Genomic DNA, 2856 nt, shown 5'->3' with positions numbered 1-2856 from the left:
TGGGCCCCCAGCGCGACGGCGCGCAGTCCCGACCCACAAACCTGGTTGATGCCCCAGGCCGCGGATTCAATCGGAAGGCCGGCGTTGATATGTGCCTGACGGGCGGGGTTTTGGCCCTGACCGGCGGTCAGTACCTGGCCCAGAATAGTTTGTGACACTTCGGTCTTTTCGATCCCGGCGCGGGCGACGACCGCCTCAAGTACTGCTGCGCCCAGATCATGGGCCGGGGTGTTGGCGAAGGCGCCATTAAAGCTGCCAACAGCCGTGCGGGCTGCCGAAACGATGACGACATTGGTCATGAAGGTCCTCTCCCTTTCGCGTGCGAGATGGGGCAGGGTCGCCCCGATTGCCGCTGTGCAGCATGCCGTATGGAGAGGTCAGGTCAAGCGGAATACGAAGTCAGAGACGCTTTGCCGCGTAATTATCTTGCGTTCGTGCCATCCCACCTGGCTTTATTTTTGCCTTTCGCGGTTATGCACGCATGGCTGCGGCTGGGATCTTCCATGGCGGCACAATCGTTGGTGCGCCAAAATAATAGCCCTGCATGCAATCCACCCCGAGGTGAACCAGAAATTCGGCGTCGCGCGGGTTCTCCACCGCTTCAGCGATGGTGAACATGTCGAAGTGCCGTGCGATCGAGATCAATGCCTCGGTCAAAACCTGATTGTCAGGGTCTTCTGCAATGCCTTTGATGAACTGGCCGTCGATCTTGATCATATCAAAGTAAAATTCGCGCAGATAGCGGAACGATGTATAGCCGGCGCCAAAATCATCAAGCGCAAAGCTGACGCCGCGAGCCTGCAAATCCTGCATGAAGCCGGTGACAAGATCGGGGATCGCCATGGCAGAGCTTTCAGTAATCTCCAGAATCAGGCGTTCGGCGGCTGTCTCGTCAACGATCAACCCCTTGTTCAGCGTCCGCATCCATTCCGCGTAGCCGATTGAGCGCGCCGACATGTTGATCGACAGCCGCAAACTGGGATCTTCGGCAAGAGAGATCAGCCCCATTTCTAGTGACAGGCAGTCAAGCTGTCGGCCCAGTTCGCTGGTTTCCAGCGGATGAATGAAATCCTTGGCCGGAATAATCCGCCCGGTTTCATCCAGCACCCGGATCAACCCTTCATAGAACGCCGGTTCGTCGGGCCGTGTTGATTGCACTACCGGTTGGAATGCCAGCAAAACATCGCGCCGCTTTACTGCATCGCGCACCATTGCAATAGTATCACGGTCGCGTTGTGTCACAGCGTAGTCCAGCGGGCTAAGCAACCCTGGCTCTGGCGGCTCTCCTGCTGCAAAGTTGCGTGTTGGCATATCATTCTTCTATCGCTTTGGCCAATGTTTCTGAAATCAGCTAACAAGCGGTAAAGCTTTCAATTTTCAAAGAATTGCGATCAACTAATGCGTGTGGGTCTGGTGCCCGGAAAGACAGGAAATTCATGAATGCACGTTGTAGTTGGTGTGGATCGGACCCGCTTTATATTACTTACCACGATACCGAATGGGGTGTTCCTGAACGCGATTCGCGCGCTTTGTGGGAAAAACTGATTCTTGACGGATTTCAGGCCGGGCTTAGCTGGATCACCATTTTGCGCAAGCGCGACTCTTTTCGCACTGCGTTTGACGGTTTCAATCCTGAAATCGTCGCCCAGTGGGGGGATGCGCAAATTGCAGCCTGTCTTGCCAATCCTGACATCGTGCGCCACCGTGGCAAGATTGAGGCGGCAGTAACCAATGCCCGTGCCTATCTGGCAATTGAAGAGAGTATCGGGTTTGCGTCATTCCTGTGGCGCTATGTCGATGGCGTGCCGTTGCAGAACCGCTTTGCCAGCATGGCGGAGGTGCCCGCAAAGACCCCCCTCTCAGCACAGATCGCAAAGGATTTGCGCCAAGCGGGGTTCAAGTTTTGCGGGCCGGTCATCACCTATGCGTTCATGGAAGCGGTGGGTATGGTGAACGATCATATCGTGACGTGTCCGTGCCACACGCGTGTCGCGGCGCTGGGCCGGGAAAATCAGCCATTTGGTTGACACTGGCCCCTCAGCCTTTGATCAGCGCCGAAATAACCGCCTTCGCCTCGGGGCTGTCCCATTCCGCACCGCCGATCAGCCGCGCCACTTCGCGGCCCTCGCGGTCCAATAAAATCGTGACCGGCAGGCCCATCGCCCCCATTTCACGCGACAGGGTCTGGCGTTCATCGCGCAGGATCGGCAGGCGCGTCACCCCGGCCTCGGTGAAGAACTTTTCAATCGCGGGCAGGGGGTTGCGGCCTGTGGCCAGCGTGACCACGGCAAAATCATCGCCCCCCAGCGCCGCTTCCAGCCGGTCAAGTGCCGGCATTTCTTCGCGGCAGGGCGCGCACCATGTGGCCCAAAGGTTCAGCAGCACCACCTTGCCGTGCCAATCGGCCAGCCGCCGCTCAGTGCCCTTCGCGTCCACAAACACCGCCTCTGATGCCCCCACAAGGTCATCGGCCAGCACCAGTTTGCGCATCTCGCCGGTTTTCAGCGGGGCCAGATCGGTGGCCATGGCGGTGTTTGCACCAAACGCAAGGGCCGTATAAAGGACGAGGGAAATGAACTGACGCATGATGCCTCCCGGAAAGGGCCAGATGATGACCGACACGCAGGATGACCCGCACGCCAACCCCGGCTCCAATGCCATGTGGGGCGGGCGTTTCGCCGCCGGTCCCGATGCGATCATGGAGGCGATCAACGCCTCGATCAGCTTCGACCAGCGGCTTCATGCGCAAGACATCCGGGGCAGCCGGGCCCATGCGGCGATGTTGGCCGCAACAGGCATTGTCAGTGATAGCGATGTGGCGGCCATTCGGGAAGGCCTGCTCACGGTGTTGTCAGA

General features: G+C 58.5%; 3 protein-coding genes and 2 pseudogenes. 2 read left to right on the top strand and 3 right to left on the bottom strand.

Going from position 1 to position 2856, the window contains the following annotated elements; all coding sequences use genetic code 11:
• Both ACM62R_RS06865 and ACM62R_RS06860 read right to left on the bottom strand, forming a co-directional pair.
• Positions 1–299: pseudogene (locus ACM62R_RS06865) on the bottom strand (acetyl-CoA C-acetyltransferase); the annotation flags it as partial.
• A gap of 172 nt (positions 300–471) precedes the next feature.
• Positions 472–1311 carry an EAL domain-containing protein gene (locus tag ACM62R_RS06860; protein WP_415183313.1) on the bottom strand — a complete coding sequence of 280 codons (840 nt, stop codon included), beginning with the start codon at positions 1309–1311 and terminating at the stop codon, positions 472–474.
• A gap of 125 nt (positions 1312–1436) precedes the next feature.
• Between ACM62R_RS06860 and ACM62R_RS06855 the strand changes: the two genes are divergently transcribed.
• Positions 1437–2027, top strand: coding sequence for a DNA-3-methyladenine glycosylase I (locus ACM62R_RS06855; RefSeq protein ID WP_415183312.1), 591 nt, complete (start codon positions 1437–1439; stop codon positions 2025–2027).
• 10 nt (positions 2028–2037) lie between these two features.
• On the opposite strand, the gene ACM62R_RS06850 is transcribed toward ACM62R_RS06855, so the two are convergent.
• Complete coding sequence (locus tag ACM62R_RS06850; protein WP_415183311.1) at positions 2038–2586, bottom strand: TlpA disulfide reductase family protein; 549 nt, start codon at positions 2584–2586, stop codon at positions 2038–2040.
• A gap of 25 nt (positions 2587–2611) precedes the next feature.
• On the opposite strand from ACM62R_RS06850, the pseudogene ACM62R_RS06845 reads away from it, so the two are divergent.
• Positions 2612–2856, top strand: a pseudogene (locus ACM62R_RS06845) (argininosuccinate lyase); the annotation flags it as partial.

Source organism: Phaeovulum sp., from assembly GCF_047638075.1.
Lineage (GTDB): Bacteria > Pseudomonadota > Alphaproteobacteria > Rhodobacterales > Rhodobacteraceae > UBA6197.
Note: the sequence above shows the minus strand (reverse complement) of the source record. Positions and strands in the feature narration are given on the sequence as shown.